Raw genomic sequence first — 25,723 nt, forward strand, 5'->3', positions numbered from 1 at the left:
GGCGCAGATCAGCGACATCACCGCCGTGGATTCGCCCGACACGTTCGAGCGTCCGATCTACGCGGGCAACGCCATCGCGACGGTGCAGTCGGTCGATCCGGTCAAGGTCATCACCGTGCGTACGACGGCATTCGATGCAGTCGCGGCAGAAGGCGGCAGCGCAGCGGTCGAAAAGCTCGACGCCGCAGCCGACAGCGGTCTTTCGCAATTCGTCGGCCGTGAAGTCACGAAGCTCGACCGTCCGGAACTCACGAGCGCGAAGATCATCGTCTCGGGTGGCCGGGGTCTGGGCAGCGGCGAGAACTACACGAAGGTTCTGGAGCCGCTGGCGGACAAGCTCAACGCCGCGCTCGGCGCCTCGCGCGCAGCGGTCGATGCGGGTTACGTGCCGAACGATTATCAGGTCGGCCAGACGGGCAAGATCGTCGCGCCGCAACTGTACGTTGCCGTGGGCATCTCGGGCGCGATCCAGCATCTGGCTGGCATGAAGGACTCGAAGGTCATCGTCGCGATCAACAAGGACGAAGAAGCACCGATCTTCAGCGTGGCCGATTACGGCCTCGTGGGCGACCTGTTCACGGTCGTGCCGGAACTCGTGAAGGAACTCGGCTGAAGCTGGCCGGTTTATCTCACGACAAGCGCCGCGATCATGATTGAAAGCGCGGCGTGAGACGAAGCAACAAAGGGGCGCTGTGGCGCCCCTTTGTCATTTTGGGGAGGAGACTGACATGTACCAGGCGCCAACGAGCGACATGCTGTTCGTCATGAAGGAACTGGCCGGCCTCGAAGATATCGCGAAGTTGCCGGGCGGCGAAGACGCCACGCCCGAAACCGTCGAAGCGGTGCTGCATGGGGCGGCGAAGCTATGCGGCGAAGTGCTCGAGCCGCTCAACGCGGAAGGCGACCGCAATCCGAGCCGCTGGGAAAGCGGCGACGTCCACGCCGCGCCCGGTTTCAAGACGGCATTCCGGCAGTACGTGGAAGGCGGCTGGCAAGGCGTGCAACATCCTCAGGAATACGAAGGACAAGGCTTGCCGAAGCTCGTCGGCACGCCGTGCGTGGAAATGCTCAACGCGGCGAATCTTTCGTTCGCGCTGTGCCCGCTGCTCACCGACGGCGCCATCGAAGCGCTCCTCACCGCGGGCAGCGAAGCGCAAAAGCAGCGCTTCGTGCCGAAGCTCATCTCGGGCGAATGGACCGGCACGATGAACCTCACCGAGCCGCAGGCGGGCTCGGACCTCGCGGCTGTGCGCACGCGCGCCGAGCCGCAAGGCGACGGCACGTACAAACTGTTCGGCACGAAGATCTTCATTACGTGGGGCGAGCACGACATGGCGGAGAACATCGTCCATCTCGTGCTGGCGCGCACGCCCACTGCGCCCGAAGGCGTGAAGGGCATCTCGCTCTTCATCGTGCCGAAGTTTCTCGTGGGCGAAGACGGGACGCTCGGCGCGCGCAACGACGTGCATTGCGTGTCGATCGAACACAAGCTCGGCATCAAGGCGAGTCCGACCGCCGTGCTGCAGTTCGGCGATCACGGCGGGGCAATCGGCCAGTTGATCGGCGAAGAAAATCGCGGCCTCGAATACATGTTCATCATGATGAACGCGGCGCGTTTCGCCGTGGGCATGCAGGGCGTGGCCGTCTCCGATCGCGCTTACCAGAAGGCGCTCGCCTACGCGAAGGAGCGCGTGCAGAGTCGTCCCGTGGACGGTTCAGCGAAAGCGGCGGTGAGCATCATCCATCACCCCGACGTGCGCCGCATGCTCGCGACAATGCGTGCGCTCACCGAAGCCGCGCGTGCGCTCGCCTATGTGGCGGCGGGCGAGAGCGACCGCGCCCATGGCGACCCGGACGAAGCGGCGCGTGCCCGGCATCAGGCGCGCTATGAATATCTCGTGCCGATCGTGAAGGGCTGGAGCACCGAACTTGCGCTGGAAGTGACGAGCCTCGGCGTGCAGGTGCATGGCGGCATGGGCTTCATCGAGGAGACGGGCGCGGCGCAGTTCTACCGCGACGCGCGCATTCTGCCGATCTACGAGGGGACGACCGCGATCCAGGCGAACGATCTCATCGGACGCAAGACGCTGCGCGACGGCGGCGCGGCGGCGAAGGCGCTGCTCGCCGAGATCGCGCAGACCATCGACGAACTCGGTGCGCAACAAGGCGCGGCGTTCGAGTCGATGCGCAAGCATCTCGCGCCCGGACGCGAGGCGCTGGCCTCGGTCGTGGACTTCGTGCTCGCGAAGGCGAAGAGCGATCCGAACGCGGTGTTCGCGGGCAGCGTGCCGTATCTGAAGCTGGCGGGCATCGTGCTGGGCGGCTGGCAAATGGCGCGCGCCATGCTCGCCTCGCAGCGCCTCATGCAGGACGATCCGAAGTTTCATGGCGCGAAGATCGCCACGGCGCAGTTCTTCGCGCAACACGTCTTGCCGCAGGCGGTGGCGCTCGAAGCGGCGATCGTCAGCGCGAACGGCAGCGAAGGCGTGCTGGCGCTGGCGGAGGATCAGTTCTGACGCCGCGCGCCTCGTGCCACGCGAGAAATGAAACACGGCGCCCTTGAGGCGCCGTGTTCGTTCAAGCCGTGAGGCGTGCGTTTATCACGCGTATGCCGGGCGATGCGAGCCTTGCGTGTCGCCGAGATAGCGGTGCACCGAAAGATCGTCGGCGCGAATGGCCGGTTGCTTGCCTGAGATCAGGTCGGCGAGCAGTTGCCCCGAACCGCACGACATCGTCCAGCCGAGCGTGCCGTGACCCGTGTTCAGGAACAGGTTCGGGATGGGCGTGCGGCCGACCACGGGCGTGCCGTCCGGCGTCATCGGGCGCAGGCCGGTCCAGAAGGTGGCCTTCGTCGTGTCGCCGCCGCCCGGGAACAGATCGTTCACGCACATCTCGAGCGTTTCGCGGCGCGCTTGCTTGAGCGTCTTGTCGAAGCCGACGATCTCGGCCATGCCGCCCACGCGGATGCGGTCGTCGAAACGCGTGATCGCGATCTTGTAGGTTTCGTCGAGCACGGTCGAAACCGGCGCGGCGCTCGCATTGACGATAGGCGCGGTGATCGAATAGCCCTTGAGCGGATAGACCGGAATCTTCACGATGCCGGCGAGCATCTTCGTCGAGAAGGAGCCGAGCGCGACCACGAACGAATCGGCGCGCACCAGTTCGCTGCCGCACTGCACACCCGCGATACGGTCGCCCTGCATGGCGAGGCCGTCGATCGGCGTGTTGTAGCGGAACTTCACGCCCAGTTGTTCGGCCATCGCGGCGAGGCGCGTGGTGAACATCTGGCAGTCGCCGGTTTCGTCGCCGGGCAGACGCAGGCCGCCCGTGAGCTTGCCCGACACCGCGGCGAGCGCCGGTTCGGCGCGGCCGAGTTCGGCGGCGGTGAGGAGTTCATACGGGACGTTCGCGTCTTTCAGCACGGCGATGTCCTTCGCCGCGCCCTCGAACTGCTGCTGCGTGCGGAACACCTGGAGCGTGCCGCCCGTGCGGCCTTCGTATTGAATGCCCGTATCGGCACGAAGCGCCTGCAGGCAGTCGCGGCTGTATTCGGCGAGGCGCACCATGCGGCCTTTGTTGAGCGCGTAGCGCTCGGGCGTGCAGTTCTGCAGCATTTGCCACATCCATTGCAACTGGAATCGGGTGCCGTCCAGACGAATGGCGAGCGGCGCGTGCTTCTCGAACATCCACTTGATCGCCTTGAGCGGCACGCCCGGCGCGGCCCACGGCGCGGCGTAGCCCGGCGAGATCTGGCCGGCGTTGGCGAAGCTGGTTTCGAGCGCGGGACCGGCCTCGCGGTCGATCACCGTGACTTCGTGGCCCGCGCGGGCAAGATACCAGGCGCTGGCCACACCGACCACACCACTGCCCAACACGACGACTCGCATAGCTGCTCCATATAGATTTGTTTGGGGCTACGCCGCGTTGCCAGGAGTGGGCGCCGATGTTATGGCACCGATAGGCGGGAAGGCATGAAAATTCGGGTGTAGCCAGTATTTGTAGCTATGCTATTGTTGTACGTCCAGGTTTTGTTATCGTATTTTTCAGATTTTCGGGAAGAAATCATGAGAACGCAGCGCCAACCGGTCCGCGCACTCGATCGGCTCGATCACCGCATCCTGAAACTGCTCCAGGAAGACGGCCGCATGGCCATGAAAGACCTCGCGGAGCAGGTCGGGCTTTCGGTTACGCCGTGCATCGAGCGGGTCAAGCGCATGGAGCGCGACGGCGTCATCACGGGCTATTTCGCGCGCGTGAATCCTTCGGTGCTGGGCGCGGCGCTGCTGGTGTTCGTGGAAATCACGCTCGACCACAAAAGCGGCAACATGTTCGACCAGTTCCGCCGCGAGGTGCAGAAGATTCCCGAAGTACTGGAGTGCCATCTCGTCTCGGGCGACTTCGACTATCTGATCAAGGCGCGCATCGGCGAAATGGCCGACTATCGCAAGCTGCTCGGCGACATCCTGCTGCAACTGCCGGGGGCGGTGCAGTCGAAGAGCTACGTGGTGATGGAGGAAATCAAGGAGACGCTGACCATCGCCGTGGGGGAGTGAGCGGCTGACAGCGCCCCGTTTTTAGGACTCGACAACGCGGCTGAGTACTGTATATTCGTACAGTATTGAGCCGCGTTTATTCTTGTCCATCTTGCCTTTAGCCGTGACCGATTCCCGTCATCCCGATCCCGACACCTGGTATCCCGTCGCGCCGCCTGCGGCGCGCAAGGGGCGCGGTGCGGTCACGAATCTGCAAGGGCGCTATGAAGTCGATCAGCGCGAAGCGTTCGACGACGGTTGGCAACAGCCGGGCGAAGGCGAAGCGGGGCACGGCGACGAAACCGGCGAGCCCAGCAGGCTGCGCACCGAAGTCTTCGAAGAGCGGGCGAAAAGCATCCTCACGCGCAACCAGTCGCCGGACATTCCGTTCAATGTTTCGCTCAATCCTTATCGCGGTTGCGAGCATGGCTGCATCTATTGCTTCGCGCGGCCCACGCACAGCTATCTCGGCCTCTCGCCGGGGCTCGATTTCGAAAGCCGTATCTACGCGAAAGTGAATGCGGCGGAGCTTCTAATGCGGGAAATCGCGAAGCCCTCATACGAGCCCGAGCCGATCGCGCTGGGCGTGAACACGGACGCGTGGCAGCCGGTCGAGCGCGAGATGCGCATCACGCGGCGTGTGGTCGAGGTGCTGGCCGAACGGCAGCATCCGTTCGCGGCCATCACGAAGTCCTCGCTGATCGAGCGCGATCTCGACCTGCTCGCGCCCATGGCCGCGCGCCAGCAGTTCATGGCGGCCGTCACGATCACCACGCTCGACGCCGATATCGCCCGCTCGCTCGAACCGCGCGCGGCGGCGCCGGCGCGGCGGCTGCGCACGATCCGCACGCTGGTCGAGGCGGGCGTACCGGTGGGCGTGAGCATCGCGCCGGTCATTCCGTTCGTGACCGAGCCCGACATGGAGCGCGTGCTGGAGGCCTGCGCCGAGGCCGGCGCGACGAGTGCGAGCTATATCGTGCTGCGCCTGCCGTGGGAGGTCGCGCCGCTCTTCCAGGATTGGCTCACCGCGCACTTCCCGCAGCGCACGGAGCGGGTCATGAGCCGCGTGCGCGACATGCGCGGCGGCAAGGACTACGAATCGGCGTTTTCGCAGCGTATGAAGGGCACGGGGCTTTGGGCCGACCTGCTCAAGCAGCGCTTTCACAATGCCGTGCGTCGCCTCGGGCTCAACGAGCGGCGGCACGGCATTCTGGACATGTCGGCGTTCGTCCAGTCGAAGACCGTGCGCGAGAAGCCGCAACTCGACTTGTTCTGAGCCGTTATTGCGAGAGCGCTTTGGCGGCCTCGACCTGCGACTCGAAATACGTCTGGAACGACAGCGCGAGTCCCGTCATCAGCAGGAACGCGCCAATCAGCAGCGAGAAGATCACGACGAAGATCACCGTCCAGCCCGAACGGCTCGTGCGGCCCTGCTCCACGAACGCGGCGTTGAACTGCGCGTCCCATTTGGCGTCGGGGCGCAGCCCGTAGACGATCGCCGCGAGAAACGCCGAGAGGACCGACACCGCGCCGATCACGGCGAGCACCCAGCCGGGTATCGAGGCGCGTTCGGTCGCGACGAGCAGCATCACGCCCGGGATGCCGATGAGCGTGCCGAACAGATGCGCCCAGCCCCACACGTCGCGCGGGCCGTACAGATAGAAGCGGTGTGCGCCCAGGCTGCCGAACAGGAAGGCGAGGGCGGCGGTGAGCGTCTTGGAGCGAAAGCGTGCGGGATTCTTGTCGTTGGGCATGGGCTCGGGCGAAACGGGGTCGTCGGCCGTCGTGGGCGCATCACGTCATCGCACACGGGCTGCGGGGCATTGTATGCCGCGCGCCGGGCTTGCAGCACAAGTGCACGCTTATGGCCGGGACCACACACTCGCGTCGTGCTTACTTGCCGTAAGTCACGCGATAAATCGCGCCCGCGTAGTCGTCGCTGATCAGGAGCGAGCCGTCGGGCAAGGGCAGCACGTCGGCGGGGCGGCCCCACTGGGTTTCGTCGGCGTTGAGCCAGCCCTGCGCGAACACGTCCTGGCGGACGTTCGTGCCGTCCGGGTTGGCGCTCACGCGCACCACGCGATAGCCGGCCTTCCTGCTGCGGTTCCACGAGCCATGCTCGGCGATGAAGATGCTGTTCCTGTACCCGGCCGGGAACATCGAGCCCGTGTAGAACCGCATGCCGAGCGCCGCCACGTGCGCGCCGAGTCCGGCGACCGGCGGCGTGAAGCCGCTGCACGGATGCCCCGCGCCGAACTCGGGGTCCGCCACATTGCCGCCGTGACAATACGGAAAGCCGAAATCCTCGCCCGCGTGCGCGAGGCGGTTGAGCTTGTCGTCGGGGATGTCGTCGCCGAGCATGTCGCGGCCGTTGTCAGTGAACCAGAGTTCGTGCGTTTGCGGATGCCACGCGAAGCCGACCGTGTTGCGCACGCCTCGCGCGATGGTTTCGTAGTGCGAGCCGTCGGGGTCCATGCGGCCGATCATCGCGAAATGCACGCGCTGCGGATCGCTTGCCGGAAGGCAGACGTTGCACGGCGCGCCTTGCGGCACGTAGAGCTTGCCGTCAGGGCCGAAGGCAATAAACTTCCAGCCGTGGTGCCGTTCGCCGGGCAGCGAATCGGTGACGACGACGGCTTTGGGCGGATCGTCGAGATGACGATCGATGTCGTCGAGCCGCACGATCGACGAAACCGCCGAAACGTACAGTGCGCCGCTGCGCCAGGCCACGCCCACCGGCATCGTTAGTCCGGAGGCCACAATGTGCCGCTTGATTGCCTGGCCGTCCCTGAGTTCGAGCGCGTAGACGTCGCCGCTCATGCTCCCCACATATAAGGTGCCGTTGTCCGAGAGCGTCATCTCACGCGCGCCCGGCACGTTGGCGGAAAGCACTTCGATGCGAAAGCCCGGCGGCAGCTTGATGCGCTCGATGGGAAGCGCCGCATGCGCGAACGGCGCTGCGAGCAGGGCGGCGAGGAGGGCGGCGGCCAGGGCGAGCCGCGCCGCCGCGATACGTCCGGCCGATGCGCGAGACGCCGGAAAACGTAAGCTGTCGCCGGCGTTGCCGCCCCAGCCGCGCCGCAGCCATTGCACGAGTCGTCTGAAAGTCGCCACAATTCGCTCCAGGGCCCGTCCACCGTGGGTACGAGCCGCAGTTTGAGCGCCGTCCCCCGTCGCTTTCCCGGCGCCAGTGCGCAATTTCCCGTTAAGTGTTTGTTATGCCTTTGGTTTCGGGCTATAATCGCATGTTTCAGTAGTCCCGAACCCCCGGTTTTCAAGGATTTTAGTATGGTCATCATCCGTCTGGCACGCGGCGGCTCGAAGAAGCGCCCGTTCTACAACATCGTCGCAACCGATTCGCGCAACCGTCGCGACGGCCGTTTCATCGAGCGCGTGGGCTTCTACAACCCGGTCGCCACCAAGGGTGAAACGCTGCGTATCGCTCAAGATCGCGTGACGTACTGGAAGGAAAACGGCGCGCAAATGTCGCCGGCCGTCGAGCGTCTCGTGAAGGAAGCGCAAAAGACCGCCGCCGCTGCGCCGGCTGCTTAAGTCTTTAAGCGTCTTTCAGTCTGTTGTCCGTGTTTTACCCGCGTACGCGCCGCATGAGCTGCGTGTGCGATATCAAGCTGGCCGCAAGGGGTGCCGATGTCCGCGCATGACGCTAAATCTGCCGTAAAGGCGAACAAGGCGTCGGAAAGCGGGGCGCCCGCAGTTGCAGCCGGCAAGGCTGCGGCCCGCGGCGCGCCGTCCGCGCCGTCGTTTGGTGCGTTCGTGCGCAAGCCTGCGCGCGAGAGCGCGGCGAAAGCCGCGAGCGTCAGCGAGGGCCTGCGCGCCGAAACCGAAGCGAGCTGGCCGGTTGACGCCGTCGAAGTCGGCGCCGTGATCGACGCCTATGGCCTCAAGGGCTGGCTGAAGATCGCGCCGCATGCGCAGGACGGCCGCGCGCTGCTTTCCGCCAAACGCTGGTGGCTCGTCAAGGGCCGCGAGGGTCAGGGGCATCGCGAGCGTCATTCCGCGGTGCGCGTGAGCGCCAAGGTTCATGGTGACAGCGTCGTAGGCCAGCTTTCGGGCCTGGACGACCGCGATGCCGCGCTGCTGTTGCGCGGCGCACGCGTGTACGTGAGCCGGGCCGAATTCCCGGCACCCGCAGCCGATGAATATTACTGGGTCGACCTGATCGGCCTCGACGTCGCCAACGAGGCCGGCGTCGAGCTAGGCAAGGTCGCCGACCTGATCGACAATGGCGCGCAATCGGTGTTGCGCGTCACGTACCCGTCCACGGACAAGGATGGCAAGCCGGCCACCGGCGAGCGCCTGATCCCGTTTGTGGGCGTGTTCGTGAAGACGGTGGACCTGGCGGCGAAGCGTATCGTCGTCGACTGGGAAGCCGATTATTAAGCGCTACGCCTTGATTCAATTTCGCTGAACGGAGAGAGCGATGCAGTTCGATGTCGTCACGCTCTTTCCCGAGATGTTCCGCGCGCTGACCGACTGGGGCATTACCAGCCGGGCGGCGAAGCAGCAGCGTTACACGTTGCGCACGTGGAATCCGCGTGATTTCACGACCGACAACTACCGCACCATCGACGACCGTCCCTACGGCGGCGGCCCCGGCATGGTCATGCTGGCGAGGCCGCTCGAAGCGGCGATCGGCGCGGCGAAGGCCGCGCAGGCGGAGCGAGGCGTGAGCGCCCCGCGCGTGCTGCTGATGTCGCCGCAAGGCAAGCCGCTCACGCACGAACGCGTCATGCAGTTCGCGCAGGAGCCGGGCCTCGTGATGTTGTGCGGCCGCTATGAAGCGATCGACCAGCGTCTCGTCGACCGCTATGTGGACGAAGAGGTGAGCCTCGGCGACTTCGTGCTCTCGGGAGGCGAATTGCCCGCGATGGCATTGATGGACGCCGTGGTGCGCAACCTGCCGGGCGTGCTCGGCGACGCGCTTTCGGCGGTGCAGGACAGCTTCGTCGACGGTTTGCTCGACTGTCCGCATTACACGCGCCCCGAGGAATACGACGGCGTGCGTGTGCCCGATGTGCTGCTTGGCGGCCATCACGCGGAAATCGAGTTGTGGCGGCGCCGCGAGGCGCTGCGCAACACGTGGAACAAGCGGCCCGATCTGATCGAGCGGGCCAGAAAGAACAAGATGCTAAGCCGCGCCGACGAGGCGTGGCTCGCTAGTCTCGCGAAGGGCGCGAACGAAGCGTAAGGCTTCGGGCGTGCGCGACAAGGGGCGCAAAAGGCGGTGCCGGCTCATGCGTGAACGGCGCCAGTTGTGAATCCATCCTCTATCGGGGCCGTAGTTGCAGAGGTCATCCTGCACAGGTACGAACGCCGACAAGATGGCATACGGAGTCAATCCATGAATCTGATTGAAAAACTCGAGCAGGAAGAAATCCAGCGCGTGCTGGGCGAGAAGACCATCCCCGAATTCGCCCCCGGCGATACGGTGATCGTCAACGTGAACGTGGTTGAAGGTAACCGCAAGCGCGTTCAGGCATACGAAGGCGTCGTGATCGCGAAGCGTAACCGCGGCCTGAACTCGTCGTTCATCGTGCGCAAGATCTCGTCGGGCGAAGGCGTCGAGCGTACGTTCCAGACGTACTCGCCGCTGCTGGCCAGCATCGTGGTGAAGCGCCGCGGCGACGTGCGTCGCGCGAAGCTCTACTACCTGCGGAACCTGTCGGGCAAGAAGGCGCGTATCAAGGAAAAGCTCGTGTCGAAAGACCGCGCGGCTGCTCCGGCCGACCAGGCGTAAAAGCTGTAAGAAAGAAGCACCCTCCGGGGTGCTTTTTTCTTTTTAGCCTCAAAATAATCTCGTGTACGTGTAATTCGAGACGCCCGTTGATCCGCCCAGTATTTGAACCCGAAAGCCTGCCGATCGAATCGACGGGCGCAAGCCTTCCGCAGGTCGCCGCGGAGCGCCTGACCGCCGCCGGCTTGCGCGCGCGCTTCGAGCAGCGCCTGCCGTGGGACCCCGAGCCGCAGGAAGCGCGACTCGCCGAGATGCGCGATCCGCGCGAAGCGGCAGTGCTCATGCCCATCGCCATGCGCCCGGGCGGCCTGACCGTGCTGCTCACGCAGCGCGCCGACAATCTCAGCAATCACGCGGGGCAGGTAAGCTTCCCCGGCGGCAGCCGCGAGCCTTCGGACCCCACGCCCATCGCCGCCGCGTTGCGCGAGGCGCACGAGGAAGTGAGTCTCGACCCGGCGCGCGTCGAGGTGCTCGGCGCGTTGCCCGAGTACCTCACCGGCACCGGCTTCAAGGTCACGCCGGTGGTCGGCCTCGTGCACGAGCCGTTCAGTCTTACCGCGGATTCGCTCGAAGTGGCGAGCATCTTCGAGGTGCCGCTCAGCTTTCTGATGAACCCCGTGCATCATCAGGTGCGCGTGTTTCGTTGGGAGGGCGGCGAGCGGCGCTTTTATGCGATGCCTTATCCTGATCGCCATTCGCCAGACCGCCATTCGCCAGAATCCGCGGCGGCTTCGGGCGTCGGCTCCTCGCACTTCATCTGGGGGGCGACGGCGGGCATGCTGCGCAACTTCTACCGCTTCCTGCTTGCGTAACACGTCTAGCGGCGCGTGCAAGCGCCGCCGCCCACTGTTGCGAGATTGCCGCCGAAATGCCTGCGATGGTCAGGCACATCTGGCCCTGTGATATCGTTGCAACACTTTCTAAAACCCCTTTCGCAACTCGATCTGCACGGCGCGTCGCATGACCTTCTTTTCCGTATTGCTGGCTCTCGTCATCGAACAGGTGCGGGCGCTGTCGCCCAATAATCCGGTCATGGCGCTCGTGCGCCTCAATGCGGAATGGGCCGCTCACGGCTTCGACGCCGGCAAGCAGAAGCATGGCCTCATCGCCTGGCTCGTGGTCGTGCTGCCGTGGACGCTCGCCACGGCGCTCGTCTACTACGTGCTGTACCACATCAGCTTCGTGCTGGCCTTCCTGTGGAATGTGGTGGTCGTGTACTTCACGCTCGGCTTTCGCCAGTTCAGCCACTATTTCACCGACATCCATCTCGCGCTGAACAACGACGACGTGCCGCGCGCGCGCGAAATCCTCCACGAATGGACCGGCATCGAGGCCGTGGACATGCCCGTGAGCGAGATCGTGCGCCACACGCTCATTCACGCGGTGATCGCCTCGCATCGGCATGTGTTCGGCGTGTTCTTCTGGTTTCTCGTGCCGATCGGGCCCGCGGGCGCGGTGCTGTACCGCATCGCCGAATATCTCGCGCGCGAATGGGCGCGCCCGGCGCAGGACCGCACCGAGGCGTTCTCGAACTTCGCGCAGCATGTGTTCTTCGTGATCGACTGGGTGCCGGCGCGGCTCACGTCGCTGGGCTTTGCGATCGTCGGCAATTTCGAGGACGCGATCTACGCCTGGCGCAACCACACGAACCAGTGGCCCGACACCAACGAAGGCGTGCTGCTCGCGACCGGCAGCGGCGCGCTGGGCGCTCGTCTTTCGGGCCCGCTGGCGGAGCAATCCAGCGTCGATGCGCTCGCGCAGCCGGGCGAGGGCGGCCCGTACACGGTGGGCGACGACTGCACGCCGCGCACGTTGCAATCGGCCGTGGGCCTCGTGTGGCGCGCCGTGATCCTGTGGATGATCCTGCTTCTCATGCTGACGATCGCCGTCTGGCTCTGAGCGCCGAACCGCCGGATCGCCAAAGCCGCAAAAAATGCAAATGGGCCGCGAAAAGCGGCCCATTTGCATTTGGCGAGCGCTTGCGTCACTCGTCGCGGATGTCGCGATCGCGTCCGCAATTCCAGCACACGGTGAACTGCGCTTCGAGCACCTCGCCGCAGCGCGCGCAGCGCCACGTGGGCGAGCCCGGTGGCGGCCCGTTCACAGCCTCGTCGATCAAACGCCGCGCGAGCTTTTCGTCGCGCTCGTCCACGAGCCATAGTTCGGGCGCGCATTGCTCGGCCGGAATCTCGCCCATCGCGCCGCTCAAGTAGCGGTTGTGCAGCTCGCAGGGCACGCCCGCCGTGGCGAGGATGTTCATCCAGTGCTGGGCAATCAGCAGATTCGGCGCGCGCACGAGCTTGAGCATAGGGCGAGTTGGGTACGTGGCGCCTCAGCGCACGACCTGGCTGATCTCGTGCATTAACTGCGCGTAGAGCGCCTGGCGCTCGGGCGCGATGCGGCCGTCGTCGACTGCTTCGAGAATCGCGCAGCCCGGCTCGTGCAGGTGGTGGCAGTTGTAGAAGCGGCAATGGGCGAGCAGCGGCCGGAACTCGGGGAACGCGCGCTCCAGCTTGCCTTCGGTGAGGTGATAAAGACCGAATTCCTGGAAGCCCGGCGAGTCGATCAGCGCGCCGCCCTCGGGCAGCGTGTAGAGCCGCGTGAACGTCGTCGTGTGGCGGCCGCTGTTGAGCGCTGTCGAGATCTCGCGCGTGGCCGCTTCGGCGTCGGGAATCAGCAGATTCACGAGCGTCGATTTGCCCATGCCCGACTGGCCGAGCAGGATCGTCTGATGGCCATGCAGGTGCTCGGCGAGCACCGCGTGCGCCTCCTCGGGCCGGCCCTTCACCGACACTTCCAGCACCGTATAGCCCAGCGCGCGATACCGTTCGAGCCGCTGGCGCGCGAGCGGCAGCGCGGCCTCCACGTCGATCTTGTTGAGCACGATGAGCGGCTTGAGGTCGTTGGCCTCGGCGGCCACGAGCGCGCGCCCGAGCAGGTCTTCGCTGAAGTGGGGCTCGGTGGCCAGCACGATCAGCAACTGGTCGAGGTTCGCCGCGAAGAGCTTTGACTTGAACTGGTCGGAGCGATAAAGCAGGTTGCGCCGCTCGCCGATCGCGACGATCACGCCCTGATCGGCCGATGTCGATTGATACTCGACGCGGTCGCCCACCGCCACCTCGCTCTTCTTGCCGCGCGGGAAGCATTGCAGATGCGCGCCGCCGCCGTCGGGCGCGACGAGATAGTGGCGCCCGTGGGCGGCGATCACCACGCCGTGCAGCGTGCCGGCGTTACCCGACGCGGCTTTCGCACTGCCGCCGGCCTTCGTTGCGCGCCGGTTCATGCGTGCGCGAGCAGTCGGTCGATCCGCTGCGAAGCCGGCGGATGCGAGTAGTAGAACGCGGTATAGAGCGGGTCGGGCGTGAGCGTCGACGCGTTGTCCTCGTAAAGCTTCACGAGCGCGTTGACGAGATGCTGCGCGTCGGTCTGCGTGGCGGCGAAGGCGTCGGCCTCGAACTCGTGCTTGCGCGACGAGAGGCTGCCAAGCGGCGTGACGAAGAACAGGAACACGGGCGCGGCGAGGAAGAACAGCACGAGCGCGAGCCCTTCGTTGCCGCCGAGCAGCGACGGCTGCACGCCCAGGCCCTCGAAGAACCATACGCGCTGCGAGAGCCAGCCGAGCAGGGCGAGCAGCGCGAGGCTGATCGCGAACGTGACGACCATGCGCTTGATCACGTGACGGCGCTTGAAGTGGCCGAGTTCGTGCGCGAGCACGGCTTCGATCTCGCTGCCCGAGAGGCGCGCGAGCAGCGTGTCGAAGAACACGATGCGCTTGGCCGCGCCAAAGCCCGTGAAATAGGCGTTGCCGTGCGCGGAGCGGCGGCTGCCGTCCATCACGAAGAGGCCCTTGGCGGCGAAGCCGCAGCGCTGCATGAGCGCTTCGATGCGCGAGCGCAGCGCCTCATCGCGCAGCGGTTCGAACTTGTTGAAGAGCGGCGCGATGAAGGTGGGGTAGAGCACCAGCACGAGCATCTGAAAAGCGACCCAGACCGCCCACGTCCAGAGCCACCAGAAGCTGCCCGCCTGCTTCATGAGCCAGAGCACGACGAAGAGAAGCGGAATGCCGAACGCGGCGCCGACCAGCAGCCCCTTGATGCGGTCCATGATGAAAATGCGCTTCGTCATGCGATTGAAGCCGAAACGCTCCTCGACCACGAACTGACGGTAGTAGTCGAGCGGCAGCTCGACCACGCCGGAAATGGCGAGCACGGCGCCGATCAGCGCGATCTGGCCCACGTAGTCGCGCCCGATTGCGTCCGAGATGCCGAGGTCCAGCGCCTGCACGCCGCCGAGCAGCGTGAGCGCGATCAGCACGACGGCGTTGAGCACGATTTCGATCATGCCGAGGCGCGTGCGCGCGACCGTGTAGTCGGCGGCGCGCTGGTGCGCGGCGAGCGCAATGGTCGCGGTGAACTGCGCGGGTACCGCGCCGCGGTGGGCGGCCACGAAGCGGATCTGGCGCGACGCGAGCCACAGCTTGGTCGCTACCATGGCGAGCACGGCCACGACGAACAGCACGCTGAAATACAATGCAGGGGAAGGGGACAGATTAGGCATCCAGGAAGTCCGTGGTATCTATGCGACAATTATATGTTCTCGCCGGCCGGGCATCGCATCCAGTCGATGCCGCGCAAGCGCCGCGCCTCCAACGCTCTCCGGGTTGCCCTTCATGACTGACATTACCGCCGCCGGCGCGCCGCGCATCGAGCGCACCGACATGAACCTGATCTGGCTCGATATGGAAATGACGGGCCTCGATCCCGACAACGACCGCATCATCGAGATCGCCGTGGTGGTGACGAACTCGACGCTCGACAAGCTCGTGGAAGGCCCGGTGCTGGCCATCCATCAGCCGGAGTCGGTGCTCGACCGCATGGACGAATGGAACCGCAACACCCACGGCCGCTCGGGCCTCACCGAGCGCGTGCGCGCCTCGACGGTCACGGAAGAAAGCGCGACCGAACAGATCATGGCGTTTCTTTCGCAATACGTGCCGCCGGGCAAGTCGCCGATGTGCGGCAACTCGATCTGCCAGGACCGCCGCTTCATGGCGCGCTGGATGCCTACGCTCGAGCGCTTCTTCCACTATCGCAACCTCGACGTGAGCACGCTCAAGGAACTGTGCCGCCGCTGGCAGCCGGCCATTTACAAGGGTTTCCAGAAGCGCGCGATGCACACGGCGCTTGCCGACATCCACGAGTCGATCGACGAACTCAAGTACTACCGCGAGCACTTCCTCGTTCCGGCGCCGGGCATCGTGCCCGACGTGGCGGCAGGCGAGGCCGGTCCGGCGCTGTGACTGTCGTCCACGCGCAGCGGCGCTGCCGCCGTTGCGCGATCGCACCTGTGTGAGTCTTACGCGCGCGGCGCTCGCTGCGCGCTCTTCGGCCGGAACGCCGCCACGACGTTCGGATCGGTTTCGATATACGGGCCGCCGATCAGATCGATGCAATACGGCACCGCAGCAAAAATTCCAGGCACCTTCACCGCGCCCTGCTCGTCGCGCAGGCCTTCGAGCGTTTCCTTGATCGACTTCGGCTGCCCCGGCAGGTTGATGATGAGCGCCGCGTGGCCGTCGGTTTCACGAATCACGGCGACCTGACGCGACAGAATGGCCGTCGGCACGAAATTCAGGCTGATCTGGCGCATCTGTTCGCCAAAGCCCGGCATCTCTTTCGTCGCGACCGCGAGTGTCGCCTCGGGCGTCACGTCGCGGCGCGCGGGGCCGGTGCCGCCCGTGGTCAGCACGAGGTCGCAGCCCAGACCATCGACGAGCGCCGTGAGCGTGGCGGAGATCGTCGCCGCGTCGTCGTGGATCAGGCGCGTTTCGGCGCGCCACGGCGTTTTCAGCACGCTGCCGAGCCATTCCATCAGCGACGGAATGCCCTTGTCCTCGTAGACGCCGCTCGTCGCACGGTCGCTGACCGACACGAGGCCGATCACGAGTTCGTCCCGCTTCTGCTCCAATTCGCTGCGCTCAGGCTTCGTCATCTTCGCGGTCCTGGTCCTCGTCGGCGCGCTCTTCGTCGTGGTCGTCAGCTTCGCCCGCGCCTTGCGCGCTTACGTCCTTGATCCACTGGAACAGCTCGCGGAAGGACTTGGGCGGCTTGCCTTGCTCCTGCTCCCGGCGCGCGTTGCGGATCAGCGTGCGGGCTGCCTGCGGGTCGGCAGCGGGGTACTGGCGGATGAATTCGGTGAGCGCGCCGTCGTCCGCGAGCAGCTTGTCGCGCGTGCGCTCGATCCAGTGCAGGCGCGCCGTGGCGGCCTTGTTCACGCCCCGATGCTCGTCGAGCTTCGTGCGCAGCGCGGCGACTTCGGCCTCGGTCAGGCCGCGCATCATGCGGCCTACGTACTGGAGCTGGCGGCGCTTACCTTCGTGGTCGGTGATGCGGCGGCACTCGTGGACGGCGTCCGCGAGGTCTTCGGTCATCGGCATGCGCTTGAGCGCGTCTTTGGGCAGTTCCACGAGGGCCTGGCCGAGTTCCTGGAGCGCTTCCATGTCGCGCTTGAGCTGCGATTTGCTCGGGCGATCGTAGCCGTTGTCGTCCTGGTCGGCGACAGCGTCGTTCATCGGTTGAATGCGGGTTTTGCGTTTCATGGGGCGTATTGTAGCGTGCGCGGGCGCGCGGCTCGGGCTGCAAGGCGGCGCGCGCCCGCGCTGGCGGCCGGATGGCGATGCAAGCGCCGGGCGGGAAAGCGCCTGTGATGCGTGTTCACATACCTTGCTATGATCGCGGGATGCGCTTCGCGAACGCCGCCTGTTCCGAAGCACCTGAATCGCCCCCGAAGTCGCGACCGAACTCGCAACCGAAGCGACACCAGCGAAACACGACACCAGCGGGCCGCGGCAACGCGTGGCCCAGAACCGGACCGTAACGACAATGGCAGCAGACATCGAAGCCCGGCAGCGCTTTTTCCCGCACACCCAGGACGAGCTGAAGGAGATCGCCTCAGACATCCTGCGGCACGCCAACGCGCTCGGCGCGAGCGACGCCGCGACCGAGATTTCCGAAGGCGACGGCTTGTCCGTCTCGGTGCGGCGCGGCGAGGTCGAGACGATCGAGCACAACCGCGACAAGATGGTCGGCGTGACCGTCTATATCGGCAACAAGCGCGGCAACGCGAGCACCTCCGACTTTTCGCCGCAGGCGCTCAAGGACACCGTGGCGGCCGCGTACAACATCGCGCGCTTCACCGCCGACGACGACTGCGCGGGCCTCGCCGAGCGCGAGCTGCTCGAAACGGCGCCGCGCGACCTCGACCTCTATCACCCGTGGAATCTCTCGGCCGACGAGGCCGTGGAAATCGCGCGCCGCGCCGAAGACGCCGCGTTCGCCGTCGATCCGCGCGTGAAGAACTCGGAAGGCGCGAGCGTTTCGGCGCAGCATTCGCAGTTCGTGCTGGCCACCAGCGGCGGCTTTATCGGCGGTTATCCGTATTCGCGCCACTACGTTTCGTGCGCGCCTATCGCGGGCACGGGCCGCAACATGCAGCGCGACGACTGGTACACCTCGCGGCGCAGCGCGGCCGAGCTGGCGTCGCCCGAAGCCGTCGGGCGCTATGCGGCCGAGCGCGCGCTCTCGCGCCTGAACGCGCGCAGTCTCGACACGCGCAAGGTGCCGGTGCTGTTCGAGGCCCCGCTCGCGGCGGGACTGCTCGGCGCGTTCGTGCAGGCCGTGAGCGGCGGCGCGCTGTATCGCAAGACCTCGTTCCTCGTGGACAGCCTCGGCAAGCCGGTGTTCGCGCCGCATATCCAGATCGTCGAGGACCCGCACGTGCCGCGCGCGGCCGGCAGCGCGCCGTTCGACGAAGAGGGCGTGCGCACGCAGCGGCGCGAGGTCGTGAAGGACGGCGTCGTGCAGGGCTATTTCCTGTCGTCGTATTCGGCGCGCAAGCTCGGCATGCAGACGACGGGCAATGCCGGCGGCTCGCACAACCTGCAGTTCCAAAGCTCGCTCACGAAGCCGGAAGACGACTTCGAGGAGATGCTCAGGAAGCTCGGCACGGGCCTGTTGCTGACCGAACTGATGGGGCAGGGCGTGAACTTCGTGACGGGCGACTATTCGCGCGGGGCATCGGGTTTCTGGGTGGAGAACGGCAAGATCCAGTATCCCGTGGAGGAAATCACGGTGGCTTCGACGCTGCAGGAGATGTTCCACCATATCGTCGCCGTGGGCGCGGATACGCTCGCGCGCGGCACGCGTCAAACCGGCTCGGTGCTGATCGAGCGGATGACGGTGGCGGGGCAGTAAGCGGGTTTTCCGCGGGTTCAAAGCACAACGGCACGCCAAGGCGTGCCGTTGTGCTTTTGTGCGCTTGCCGCTTCGCGGCTCAATCCCGCCGCACGTACCGCACGAACGCAAAGTCGAAATCGTTCGGCGCATTCGCATGCAGCGTTTCGCGCGACGTTTCCTGCCATACGTCCGGGTTCGGCGCGGGGAACGTGGCGTCGCCCTCGAAGTCCGCGGAGATTTCCGTCACCACGAGTTCGTGCGCAAGCGCGAGTCCTTCGCCGTAGAGCTGCGCGCCGCCGATCAAAAACGCCGTGGGCGCCTGGTCCCGCGCCGCGAGCGCGAGCGCCTCGGCGAGGCTCGTGGCCGTGTCGCAGCCGGAGAAGCGCCGGCTCGCGTCGCGCGTCACGACGATGTTGCGGCGGCCCGGCAGCGCGCGGCCGATCGATTCGTGCGTTTTACGGCCCATGATGATGGGCGCGCCCATGGTGGTGCGCTTGAAGAACGCGAGGTCTTCGGGAAGCCGCCAGGGCAGTGCATTGTCGCGTCCGATCACGCCGTTGCGGGCGCGGGCGACGATGAGGGTGAGCGTCGTCATCGAAAGGGTAGAGGTGCGAGGTTGTAAGCTGTTCGCAGCGATTCTACCTGAGCGCGCCGGGCGCCCCGGCGCGCTTGTCCCGCGCGCTTCTGCGATTCCGTCGCGCGTTTCAGTCCGGCGCGTCGGGCGGCAATTCCGCCTGGTTCTCCGCCTCGCCGCCGAACAGTGTTTTTTCGTCGCGCAGGCCGTGCGTGCCCATCAGCCGGTAGAGCGTCACGCGCGAGATGCCAAGGTCGGCGGCGGCTTCCGTGAGCCGGTGGCGGTGCCGCAGCAGCGCCGCCTCGATCGCGCGCCGCTCCGCGGCTTCGCGCGCCTGCGCGAGCGTGACCGTCTGCTGCGCGGTGAAGTGCGCGAGATCGAGATCCTCCGCCGAAATCAGCTTGCTTTCGGCCATGACGATCGCGCGGCGCACGCGGTTGATGAGTTCGCGCACGTTGCCGGGCCAGTTGTAGTTGTACAGGGCCTCGATGGCGTCGGGCGTGAAGCCGCGGATGCGCCGCGAACTATCCTGCTTGAACTTGTGCAGCACGTGGTGCGCGAGAATTTCGATGTCCTTGCCGCGCGCGCGCAGCGGCGGCTCATCCACGCGCAGCACGCACAGGCGGTGGAAAAGGTCGGCGCGAAAGCGGCCTTCGCGCATCGCCGTCTCGAGATCGACGTGCGTGGCTGAGATGATGCGCACATCGACGGGAATCTGCTCGTGGCCGCCCAGGCGCTCGATCTTGCCTTCCTGCAAAAAGCGCAGCAGGCTTGCCTGGCTTTCCAGCGGCAAGTCGCCGATTTCGTCGAGAAAGAGCGTGCCGCCGTTGGCCGATTCCACGCGCCCGATCTTGCGCTGGTTCGCGCCCGTGAACGCGCCGCGCTCGTAGCCGAATAGTTCGGATTGCAGAAGATGATGCGGGATCGCGCCGCAGTTGATCGGCACGAACGTCGCCTTGCGCCGCGCCGAGCGCTCGTGGATCGCGAGCGCCGTGAGTTCCTTGCCGGTGCCCGATTCGCCCGAGATGAACACGGTGGCGTCGGTGTTGGCGACCTTGCGGATCGTGCGAAAGAGCTGCTGCATCGCCTCGCAGGTGCCGACCATCTCGTCTTCGTCAGGACTCCCGACTGCGGCGCCCGGCGCGTCGAGATCGCACAGCGACACCATGCCGAACGCGTGGCCCACGAGGTAGTCGAGCGTCGCGTGCGCGACGGGCACGTGCACGTAGTCGAAGCAGTAGTGGCGGATCAAGCGCCGCACTTCGGCGTCGGTCAGGCGCGAGTCGTCGGTGAGCGCGATCCATCCCACCTGCTGCAGGCGCAGGATCGTCTCGAGGCCCGCGAACTCGCGCGGCGCGAAGCCCGTGAGATCGACGATGCCGGCATAGGCCGCCTCCGGCTTCAGGAGGCGCGTGGCCTCGTGCACCGTGCGCGCGCTCGCGATGTCCCAGCCGCGGCTTTTCAGGTACGCGCCGAGCAGCGGGTCGGGCGTACGCGCGACATACAGCAAGGTGCGATCGAGACCGGCCGCGGGCTTCCCGTCGCGCGTGCGGCCGGCGTCGGAGGTTTCGCCGGCACGCGGCGCTCCGGTCGCGGCGAGACGCTGACCGGCTCCCGCGAGCGGTGTCACAGTGGCGCCCAGATGTGAGGATTCGCGCACGATCCGCCTCATGTCGTCAGAAGGTGTAAGGGAAACGCACGCCGACGACGAAGTTCGGTGCATCGGGCGTGAGCCCGACGGACACCGCGCCGTTGATCGTCAAGTGCTTGTTGACCACGTGATTCAGGCCGAAGTTGAGCACCGAGGCGGTGGTCTGGCTGCCCGGCACGCCGGTCCAGGTGCCGCCCGGCGATTTGGTCTTCGACTGCGGTTCGATGGCCATGGTGTACGAAATGCTCGCCGAGTCCTTGTCCGAGAAGGCGAGCGCGACGCCGCCGCCGAACTGGATGATGTCGCCGAGCTTGACTTCGGCAGGCTCGGTTTGCCCGATCACCGAGGAGATGTCGGAGAACGAGCGCGAGATGTTGTACGTGTACGAGAAGCTGCCGAACAGCACCACGGGGTCGTAGGTCTTCAGGACGGAGAGGCCGGCCGTCACGTTCCAGAAGCCCGTGCCCGTGGGCAGCTTGCTGGGGGCGACGAGATTGGTGTTGTCGGGCGTGATCTGCTGCACCTTGATGCCGAACGGCGAGGTGCCGGTCGCCGTCTTCACGCGCAGGCTGCCCACCACGTCGGGAATGTTGTTGGTCTCCTTCAGGAACTGGTAGTAGATCCCGAAGTTCACGTCGCCGATGGCGTTCGAATTGACCGATGCGTCCGTGAGCGTGCTGGCCGAGCCGCCCGCGCCGCCCACGATGAAAGTGCTGTGGCGGTAGACGTACGGCACGTCCACGTCCACGCTCATGCGGTCGGTGAGGCCGTAGCGCGTGTCCAGGTCGGCGGTGATCTGATGCGACTTGGTCTGCCCCAGATTGATGTTGCCGAGGAAGATCGCGTCGAGCGCGAGAAAGCCCGAGAGCTGGAGCTGGCGGCGATCGTAGTAGCTGTCGCTGATGCCCCAGTCCAGCGTCAGCTTGTGGTCGAAGAGCGGCGCGTGCTCGCGCTGCACGACGGCTTCTTCGGCTTGCGTGCGCGAGGGCTCGGCGCTCTTTTGCGTTTCGCCCACGGTCGTGCCGCCGCCAGGATTCGCGCCCGCGTTGACGCCGACCGGCGCGCCCTGCTGCGGGCCGCTCGAAGCGGCGGTGCCGGTCGCGCCGTTGGTCGTCCCGGCGTCCGGCGAAGGCGGATTCACGGGCACGCCCGTGGCCGTGCCCGTGAGCGCGCCGGGCGCGGTCGCGCCCGGCAGCGCCTGGGCGAGCGGCGGCAGGGGCACGGGCAGGCCGTCGGCGCCCGGCTGTTCCGCGACCGCGGCGTCCGGGCCGGCGTCCGGCGCGCCCGCGCCCGGCATGCCGCGACCGCGTTGCGCCATTTCCAGGTTCGTCACCTGGCGCTCGAGCGACTGGATCTGCCGCTGCTGCTCGTCCACCACCCGCATGAGCGTATTCAGGCGGTCTTCGACCGACTGGCTTTGTAGCGCCTGCGCGTGGGCGGATTGCGAGAGCGCGAATAGCAAGACGGCTGCTGGTATGGCGGCCAGCGTCACGTGTGGCGCGGCCGTCCTTGACATCATCTTCATTGTTCTTCCCCCGGGATCGAATGCGGGCGCCAACTGGAACCCCCTGGTTCCACGCCCGCGCACGTCGATGCTCCTCCTTCAAAGTTCTGCTTCTCGCGCGGGCCCCCGCCCGCGTGGTGATCTCCTGGTGTGGTGTCTCGTCACGAGTCCTGGTTAATGGAGATTTCGCAGTGCCTGTAATACGCCGGTCTGCCGGATCATTTGCGACGTCATCTGCTGCGTCTGCAGACTCAGTTGCAACTGGTTGGCGACCTGCTGGTTATTGCCTGCGACCTGGACCAACTGGGCGATCGCGCCGGCCTGTTGCGCGTTGCCCGGCAGGATGTTTTGCGTGGCGATGCCGGCCGGCGTCTGCAGCGACACGTTCACGCCGTTACTGCCGAACGACACGCCCGCCTTGATGCTGCCGCTCGCGTTCGAAGCCGACGCGCTCGACTGGCTGGCGCCTGGCAGGTTGGCGATCTGCGGCGCGTTGTTGTCGTAGGAGAGGGTGGCGGCATTGGCGCCCATATTGCCGTTGCCGGCCACCTGGGTGATCTGCGAGACGCCGTTGACCGAGACGTTCTGGCCGCCGGTGGCCGTCGCGTTCGGATTGGCGCCGCTGTTCGCGCTCGTGCTCCCGCCCTGCGTCGGGTCGATCACCGTTGCGTACGTTTTCACCTGCGCGCTCACCTGATTGGCGGCGTTCTGTGCGACCGCGAGCGCGCCTTGCGCGACGGCGGTCGCACCGTTGGGCAAATGCCATTGGGAAACCAGGTTCAGGACGAACCCGGAGATCATGTCGCTGCCGGCGTATTTGCCGGTCTGGTGCGCGAGCACGTCGTCGCCGACGGCCTCGCAGCGGATGCCTGGCGCCTCGCCGTCGGCGTTCGAAAGAAACGCCGGCACCGGCTGCGGCAAGCCGATGCCTCCGGCCGCTAGCGCACCGCTCGAAAAAGCGCCGGCGAGCGCGGAGACGACTGCCGCGATGCCACACTGTGAGAGGTTGCGTTTCATGATTCGCGGGACTTCAGAACATGACGGCCTTATCGAGGCCGTATTCGAAGAAGGGTGTCGCGGCCGTGCCGTTGAGCAGCGCGTTTTCACGCAGCTTGAGCGCGAGCGACTCGTTGTTCTGCAACAGCGGAGAGTCCTCCAGGAACGGTTTGCCGAGCACCGCGAAGACGAGGCCGTTCCATGTTCTGGCGAAGTCGTCTTCGGCGACGATACGGTTGCCGAGCGCGGGGTCCGCGATGAAGATGCGGCCGTTCTCGGCGTGCTTGACGATCACGAAGTGCTCATAGCCATCGATATTCATGAGCACCAGCACGGGAACCTGCAGGTGATAGAGCGCGTCGGTGTTGACGCGAAAACCGCGGCCGCGCAAACCGATCGTCTCGACGAACTTCTTCATGTCGAGCATGGAGAAGCCGTTCTTGACGACCACCTCGGGCGTGGAGAACACCATCATCTGGCGGATCAACTCGGGTTCGGGGATGTCGATGCCGTAGCCGTACTTGAGCAGGGTGGCGAGTGCGGCCGCGCCGCAACTGTAGTCGTACTGCTGGCTGACGATGCTGCGATAGCGCAGGTCCCGCATCGAGTGGACCGGAAGCTTCACCGGCACGCCCACGAGATGGGTGACGTCGATCGTCGACTGCGCTTGTACAGGCACAAGGGCCGCGCCGGCAGTGAGCGTGAGCGCGAGCACAAACATCCTTGACGCCGGGGTCGAAACGGGCCCGGACATGATGGTCTCCTACTTTTCTGATATGCGCGCCGGCTGCAGTGGGACAACCGGCGCGCGTGCTGCCTGGTTTGCTGACTACGCTTTCTGTCTGGGCGAGCCCAGTCCTGCAGTGCTGCCTGCCGTGCCTAGTGGCCGTTGTTCATCGCGGCAATGGCCATGCCGTTGTGCTGCAGGTTGCCGATGCCGCCGGCAATGTTCACGCCGATGTTGCCTTGCGCGCCGGTGAGCGTATTCGCGCCGAGGCTGGCCGTGCCCTGGAACTGGCCGGTGGCGCTCATGCCCGCGTTCTGCACGTTGTTATCCGACGCGACCATCGCAACCGTCGAGTAGGCGCCCGGGGTTGCCGTCGTCACGGAGCCGGCAAGGCTGTTGTTCTGCGCGTTGCCGACGCCCGACGCGACGTTCACCCCGACGTTGCCCGAGACGCCCGCGAGCGAGCCGTCGCCGACCGACGCGTTCAGATTGAAGTTCTTCACCGTGGCGGAACCGCTGGACGCCTGGTTGTTGAAGATCTGCGCGTTGCCGAAGACGTTGCCCATGTCGACGGAAGCGAGCGCGACATCGTTGCTCTGCGCGTTGTTGATGCCTTCCGCGATGTTCACGCCGAGGTTGCCCGTCACGTTCGTCGCGGCGCCGCTGCCGGTGGTGGCGTTGAGCGTGCCCGCCGCCTGCGTGTTGTAGTGCTGCGTGACCGAGCCCGTGGTGCGCTCGTCGACCGTGTTGAGCGTGTCGCTCACGTTGTAGCCCCAGCCGCTGTTCGAACTCGAGCTTCTCGACGACGAATGCTCGTGCGAATCCGCGCTCGTGCTCGACGTGCTGTACGTGTGCGCGTAGGTGTCCGAAGAATTCTTCGTCTTCGAGCTGGTGCCGTTCACGCTGGCCGTGAGTGCTGCGCTGCCCGTGCCGTCGGCATACGCCGTATTGGCCGTGGTCGAGCTGTTGCTCGTGTTCCTGTTGTTGTTCAGGGCCCACGATGCGCCGGCGTTCGTCGTGTCGCTGTTGTTATGCGAGTTGGTCGTCGTATGCGACGTGCTTTCCGAGCCGCTGAGATCCACGCCGGCCGAGCCGTTCCTGCGGTTGCCGCTGTGCGACCACGATGCATTGGCCTGCAGGTCGCCGTTGCCGCTTTGCGACTTCGTCGACGTGTTGTTGCCCACGCTGCTGTAGCTCGTGCCGAGCGCCGCGTTGCCTGTGTCGCTATACGTGCTCGCGGTCGTATGGTCGTGCGTGCCGCCGTTGTCGGTGGACACGTGATAGTTCGCGTTCACGCTGGCGTTGAGCGTCTTGCCATAGGTCGAGCTGCTCGACGAAGCTTTCGTCGTCGACGCATTGACATCGTGCGTATGCGACGAGCTGCTCGACGAGGACGACATGCCCGTATTGCTCGCGTTCGAATACTTGTAGGACGAGTTGGTGCCGGTGCCCGTCACGCTTGCGTTCGTGTTGTTGAACGTCGTCGTGACGTTGCCGCTCACGTAGCTCTGCGCCTGCGGAAGAAGCGTGCCGCCGCCCGTGGTCTGGCTGTTGTTGATGACGGCGCCGGCGGTGCTCGAAACGGAGACGCAGCCGAACAGGGTGACATAACCTTCGATGCCGACGCCTTCCGATACGCCCGTGGCGTTGAACAGATACGCCATATTCGATGGAACTGCGTAAGCGGAGCCGGCCGCCGACGCGAGAACTGCCGCTGCTATGAGGGTGCGCTTCATGATTTCGCTCCGAT

Annotated in this window: 26 protein-coding genes; 12 read left to right on the top strand and 14 right to left on the bottom strand. The window is 65.8% G+C overall.

Annotated elements, in window-relative coordinates; genetic code table 11:
• Both U5768_RS28345 and U5768_RS28350 read left to right on the top strand, forming a co-directional pair.
• Positions 1 to 613, top strand: a 613-nt coding sequence (locus tag U5768_RS28345; protein ID WP_322033641.1) for an electron transfer flavoprotein subunit alpha/FixB family protein, incomplete at its 5' end; no start/stop codon positions are given.
• A gap of 115 nt (positions 614 to 728) precedes the next feature.
• Entirely contained in the window at positions 729 to 2,516 is a 1,788-nt protein-coding gene (locus tag U5768_RS28350) for an acyl-CoA dehydrogenase (RefSeq protein WP_322033642.1), read from the top strand.
• 84 nt (positions 2,517 to 2,600) lie between these two features.
• Here the strand turns inward: U5768_RS28350 and U5768_RS28355 are convergent, their stop codons facing one another.
• On the bottom strand, positions 2,601 to 3,887 hold the full coding sequence (locus U5768_RS28355; protein WP_322033643.1) for a D-amino acid dehydrogenase: 1,287 nt from the start codon (positions 3,885 to 3,887) through the stop codon (positions 2,601 to 2,603).
• A 177-nt stretch (positions 3,888 to 4,064) separates the two neighbouring features.
• On the opposite strand from U5768_RS28355, the gene U5768_RS28360 reads away from it, so the two are divergent.
• The gene (locus U5768_RS28360) at positions 4,065 to 4,553 is read left to right on the top strand and encodes an Lrp/AsnC ligand binding domain-containing protein (protein WP_042261052.1); all 489 of its coding nucleotides are present in this window, start codon (positions 4,065 to 4,067) and stop codon (positions 4,551 to 4,553) included.
• A 103-nt stretch (positions 4,554 to 4,656) separates the two neighbouring features.
• On the top strand, positions 4,657 to 5,808 hold the full coding sequence (locus tag U5768_RS28365; protein WP_322033644.1) for a PA0069 family radical SAM protein: 1,152 nt from the start codon (positions 4,657 to 4,659) through the stop codon (positions 5,806 to 5,808).
• A 4-nt stretch (positions 5,809 to 5,812) separates the two neighbouring features.
• Here the strand turns inward: U5768_RS28365 and U5768_RS28370 are convergent, their stop codons facing one another.
• Both U5768_RS28370 and U5768_RS28375 read right to left on the bottom strand, forming a co-directional pair.
• Positions 5,813 to 6,286, bottom strand: a complete 474-nt coding sequence (locus tag U5768_RS28370; protein ID WP_322033645.1) for a TM2 domain-containing protein — start codon at positions 6,284 to 6,286, stop codon at positions 5,813 to 5,815.
• A gap of 139 nt (positions 6,287 to 6,425) precedes the next feature.
• The gene (locus U5768_RS28375; protein WP_322033742.1) at positions 6,426 to 7,523 is read right to left on the bottom strand and encodes a PQQ-dependent sugar dehydrogenase; all 1,098 of its coding nucleotides are present in this window, start codon (positions 7,521 to 7,523) and stop codon (positions 6,426 to 6,428) included.
• Between the two features lie 297 nt (positions 7,524 to 7,820).
• On the opposite strand from U5768_RS28375, the gene rpsP reads away from it, so the two are divergent.
• The 6 genes from rpsP to U5768_RS28405 all read left to right on the top strand — a co-directional run bounded on the left by rpsP (position 7,821) and on the right by U5768_RS28405 (position 12,186).
• Positions 7,821 to 8,084 carry a 30S ribosomal protein S16 gene (gene rpsP, locus U5768_RS28380; protein ID WP_028206744.1) on the top strand — a complete coding sequence of 88 codons (264 nt, stop codon included), beginning with the start codon at positions 7,821 to 7,823 and terminating at the stop codon, positions 8,082 to 8,084.
• A gap of 96 nt (positions 8,085 to 8,180) precedes the next feature.
• Entirely contained in the window at positions 8,181 to 8,933 is a 753-nt protein-coding gene (rimM, locus tag U5768_RS28385; protein ID WP_322033646.1) for a ribosome maturation factor RimM, read from the top strand.
• A 40-nt stretch (positions 8,934 to 8,973) separates the two neighbouring features.
• The gene (trmD, locus tag U5768_RS28390) at positions 8,974 to 9,741 is read left to right on the top strand and encodes a tRNA (guanosine(37)-N1)-methyltransferase TrmD (RefSeq protein WP_322033647.1); all 768 of its coding nucleotides are present in this window, start codon (positions 8,974 to 8,976) and stop codon (positions 9,739 to 9,741) included.
• Positions 9,742 to 9,894: 153 nt separating this feature from the next.
• The gene (gene rplS, locus U5768_RS28395; RefSeq protein ID WP_028206741.1) at positions 9,895 to 10,290 is read left to right on the top strand and encodes a 50S ribosomal protein L19; all 396 of its coding nucleotides are present in this window, start codon (positions 9,895 to 9,897) and stop codon (positions 10,288 to 10,290) included.
• A gap of 86 nt (positions 10,291 to 10,376) precedes the next feature.
• Positions 10,377 to 11,099 (top strand): CoA pyrophosphatase, encoded by a 723-nt coding sequence (locus U5768_RS28400; RefSeq protein WP_322033648.1) that lies wholly within the window; start codon positions 10,377 to 10,379, stop codon positions 11,097 to 11,099.
• A 148-nt stretch (positions 11,100 to 11,247) separates the two neighbouring features.
• The gene (locus U5768_RS28405) at positions 11,248 to 12,186 is read left to right on the top strand and encodes a CobD/CbiB family protein (RefSeq protein WP_322033649.1); all 939 of its coding nucleotides are present in this window, start codon (positions 11,248 to 11,250) and stop codon (positions 12,184 to 12,186) included.
• 85 nt (positions 12,187 to 12,271) lie between these two features.
• On the opposite strand, the gene U5768_RS28410 is transcribed toward U5768_RS28405, so the two are convergent.
• From U5768_RS28410 to U5768_RS28420, 3 genes are read right to left on the bottom strand one after another with little or no spacing between them, the layout of a single operon-like run.
• Positions 12,272 to 12,595 (bottom strand): DUF2007 domain-containing protein, encoded by a 324-nt coding sequence (locus tag U5768_RS28410; RefSeq protein ID WP_322033650.1) that lies wholly within the window; start codon positions 12,593 to 12,595, stop codon positions 12,272 to 12,274.
• A gap of 24 nt (positions 12,596 to 12,619) precedes the next feature.
• The gene (gene rsgA / locus U5768_RS28415) at positions 12,620 to 13,570 is read right to left on the bottom strand and encodes a ribosome small subunit-dependent GTPase A (RefSeq protein ID WP_322033651.1); all 951 of its coding nucleotides are present in this window, start codon (positions 13,568 to 13,570) and stop codon (positions 12,620 to 12,622) included.
• On the bottom strand, positions 13,567 to 14,844 hold the full coding sequence (locus U5768_RS28420; RefSeq protein ID WP_322033652.1) for a M48 family metallopeptidase: 1,278 nt from the start codon (positions 14,842 to 14,844) through the stop codon (positions 13,567 to 13,569). Before U5768_RS28420 ends, rsgA begins: the two co-directional genes overlap by 4 nt.
• A 112-nt stretch (positions 14,845 to 14,956) precedes the next feature.
• On the opposite strand from U5768_RS28420, the gene orn reads away from it, so the two are divergent.
• Positions 14,957 to 15,586 carry an oligoribonuclease gene (gene orn / locus U5768_RS28425; protein ID WP_322033653.1) on the top strand — a complete coding sequence of 210 codons (630 nt, stop codon included), beginning with the start codon at positions 14,957 to 14,959 and terminating at the stop codon, positions 15,584 to 15,586.
• A 56-nt stretch (positions 15,587 to 15,642) separates the two neighbouring features.
• Here orn and mog read toward each other — a convergent pair whose 3' ends face one another.
• Positions 15,643 to 16,278, bottom strand: coding sequence for a molybdopterin adenylyltransferase (mog, locus tag U5768_RS28430; protein ID WP_322033654.1), 636 nt, complete (start codon positions 16,276 to 16,278; stop codon positions 15,643 to 15,645).
• A complete protein-coding gene (gene yjgA / locus U5768_RS28435; RefSeq protein WP_322033655.1) occupies positions 16,265 to 16,885 on the bottom strand; it encodes a ribosome biogenesis factor YjgA in 621 nt (206 codons plus the stop codon). Before yjgA ends, mog begins: the two co-directional genes overlap by 14 nt.
• Before the next feature lie 283 nt (positions 16,886 to 17,168).
• Here yjgA and pmbA point away from each other — a divergent pair, with 283 nt between their 5' ends.
• Positions 17,169 to 18,539, top strand: coding sequence for a metalloprotease PmbA (gene pmbA, locus U5768_RS28440; protein WP_322033656.1), 1,371 nt, complete (start codon positions 17,169 to 17,171; stop codon positions 18,537 to 18,539).
• Between the two features lie 79 nt (positions 18,540 to 18,618).
• Here the strand turns inward: pmbA and U5768_RS28445 are convergent, their stop codons facing one another.
• The 6 genes from U5768_RS28445 to U5768_RS28470 all read right to left on the bottom strand — a co-directional run bounded on the left by U5768_RS28445 (position 18,619) and on the right by U5768_RS28470 (position 25,709).
• Positions 18,619 to 19,116, bottom strand: a complete 498-nt coding sequence (locus U5768_RS28445; protein WP_322033657.1) for a dihydrofolate reductase — start codon at positions 19,114 to 19,116, stop codon at positions 18,619 to 18,621.
• Between the two features lie 109 nt (positions 19,117 to 19,225).
• Positions 19,226 to 20,605, bottom strand: a complete 1,380-nt coding sequence (locus U5768_RS28450; RefSeq protein WP_415913990.1) for a sigma 54-interacting transcriptional regulator — start codon at positions 20,603 to 20,605, stop codon at positions 19,226 to 19,228.
• A 166-nt stretch (positions 20,606 to 20,771) separates the two neighbouring features.
• Entirely contained in the window at positions 20,772 to 22,271 is a 1,500-nt protein-coding gene (locus U5768_RS28455) for a hypothetical protein (RefSeq protein ID WP_322033659.1), read from the bottom strand.
• 153 nt (positions 22,272 to 22,424) lie between these two features.
• Complete coding sequence (locus U5768_RS28460) at positions 22,425 to 23,267, bottom strand: peptidase C39 (protein WP_322033660.1); 843 nt, start codon at positions 23,265 to 23,267, stop codon at positions 22,425 to 22,427.
• 13 nt (positions 23,268 to 23,280) lie between these two features.
• Positions 23,281 to 23,967, bottom strand: coding sequence for a C39 family peptidase (locus U5768_RS28465; RefSeq protein WP_322033743.1), 687 nt, complete (start codon positions 23,965 to 23,967; stop codon positions 23,281 to 23,283).
• 158 nt (positions 23,968 to 24,125) lie between these two features.
• The gene (locus tag U5768_RS28470; protein WP_322033661.1) at positions 24,126 to 25,709 is read right to left on the bottom strand and encodes a cell wall anchor protein; all 1,584 of its coding nucleotides are present in this window, start codon (positions 25,707 to 25,709) and stop codon (positions 24,126 to 24,128) included.
• Between the last annotated feature and the right edge of the window lie 14 nt (positions 25,710 to 25,723).

The sequence above is a fragment of the Paraburkholderia sp. J76 genome (genome assembly GCF_905220295.1).
Taxonomy (GTDB): domain Bacteria; phylum Pseudomonadota; class Gammaproteobacteria; order Burkholderiales; family Burkholderiaceae; genus Paraburkholderia.

Bases quoted from the DNA above. Each gene is read 5' to 3' on its own strand.
- U5768_RS28470 (WP_322033661.1), bottom strand. From the start codon at position 25,709: ATGAAGCGCACCCTCATAGCAGCGGCAGTTCTCGCGTCGGCGGCCGGC.
- U5768_RS28455 (WP_322033659.1), bottom strand. From the start codon at position 22,271: ATGAAGATGATGTCAAGGACGGCCGCGCCACACGTGACGCTGGCCGCC.
- orn (WP_322033653.1), top strand. From the start codon at position 14,957: ATGACTGACATTACCGCCGCCGGCGCGCCGCGCATCGAGCGCACCGAC.
- U5768_RS28355 (WP_322033643.1), bottom strand. From the start codon at position 3,887: ATGCGAGTCGTCGTGTTGGGCAGTGGTGTGGTCGGTGTGGCCAGCGCC.
- U5768_RS28465 (WP_322033743.1), bottom strand. From the start codon at position 23,967: ATGTTTGTGCTCGCGCTCACGCTCACTGCCGGCGCGGCCCTTGTGCCT.
- rsgA (WP_322033651.1), bottom strand. From the start codon at position 13,570: ATGAACCGGCGCGCAACGAAGGCCGGCGGCAGTGCGAAAGCCGCGTCG.
- U5768_RS28460 (WP_322033660.1), bottom strand. From the start codon at position 23,267: ATGAAACGCAACCTCTCACAGTGTGGCATCGCGGCAGTCGTCTCCGCG.
- U5768_RS28410 (WP_322033650.1), bottom strand. From the start codon at position 12,595: ATGCTCAAGCTCGTGCGCGCGCCGAATCTGCTGATTGCCCAGCACTGG.
- U5768_RS28360 (WP_042261052.1), top strand. From the start codon at position 4,065: ATGAGAACGCAGCGCCAACCGGTCCGCGCACTCGATCGGCTCGATCAC.
- U5768_RS28405 (WP_322033649.1), top strand. From the start codon at position 11,248: ATGACCTTCTTTTCCGTATTGCTGGCTCTCGTCATCGAACAGGTGCGG.
- U5768_RS28420 (WP_322033652.1), bottom strand. From the start codon at position 14,844: ATGCCTAATCTGTCCCCTTCCCCTGCATTGTATTTCAGCGTGCTGTTC.
- rimM (WP_322033646.1), top strand. From the start codon at position 8,181: ATGTCCGCGCATGACGCTAAATCTGCCGTAAAGGCGAACAAGGCGTCG.
- U5768_RS28370 (WP_322033645.1), bottom strand. From the start codon at position 6,286: ATGCCCAACGACAAGAATCCCGCACGCTTTCGCTCCAAGACGCTCACC.
- yjgA (WP_322033655.1), bottom strand. From the start codon at position 16,885: ATGAAACGCAAAACCCGCATTCAACCGATGAACGACGCTGTCGCCGAC.
- rplS (WP_028206741.1), top strand. From the start codon at position 9,895: ATGAATCTGATTGAAAAACTCGAGCAGGAAGAAATCCAGCGCGTGCTG.
- pmbA (WP_322033656.1), top strand. From the start codon at position 17,169: ATGGCAGCAGACATCGAAGCCCGGCAGCGCTTTTTCCCGCACACCCAG.
- rpsP (WP_028206744.1), top strand. From the start codon at position 7,821: ATGGTCATCATCCGTCTGGCACGCGGCGGCTCGAAGAAGCGCCCGTTC.
- trmD (WP_322033647.1), top strand. From the start codon at position 8,974: ATGCAGTTCGATGTCGTCACGCTCTTTCCCGAGATGTTCCGCGCGCTG.
- U5768_RS28350 (WP_322033642.1), top strand. From the start codon at position 729: ATGTACCAGGCGCCAACGAGCGACATGCTGTTCGTCATGAAGGAACTG.
- mog (WP_322033654.1), bottom strand. From the start codon at position 16,278: ATGACGAAGCCTGAGCGCAGCGAATTGGAGCAGAAGCGGGACGAACTC.
- U5768_RS28445 (WP_322033657.1), bottom strand. From the start codon at position 19,116: ATGACGACGCTCACCCTCATCGTCGCCCGCGCCCGCAACGGCGTGATC.